The following is a 358-nucleotide window of genomic DNA, read 5'->3' on the forward strand; positions in this document are numbered from 1 at the left end:
TTTTATCCGCTGTGCTTCTTCTATTAATTCAATATTTGACTTTGCACTTTTTCCATTTGGTAAAGTCAATGTGTCCTCAAATCCGATCCTGGCTTCGTAATTTTTTATAAATGCTAATTCCAATAAATCCCAACAGGTTTTGTTAAATCCGTGAAGCAGAAAGGGTAATTTAATCTTTTGATTAATAAAATGATTTTCAATTTGGTCTATAGTTTCGAGTGCCATTTTCAAAACTTGTTCTGGTGGTTCTAGCAAAATCCTTAAAAAATCTCCTTCCAAATTACTTTTTGTAAAATTTTCTGCGGATTTAAAACTGTTCAAACCAATTTCAATTCTTATTCCTTTTTTGGAAATCAGT

Annotated in this window: 1 protein-coding gene; it reads right to left on the reverse strand. The window is 30.4% G+C overall.

Annotated elements, in window-relative coordinates; all coding sequences use genetic code 11:
• Positions 1-358: 3-keto-5-aminohexanoate cleavage protein (locus HC175_RS21040; protein WP_209310166.1), on the reverse strand; the 358-nt coding region annotated here is incomplete at both ends.

Source organism: Salinimicrobium oceani (assembly GCF_012037645.1).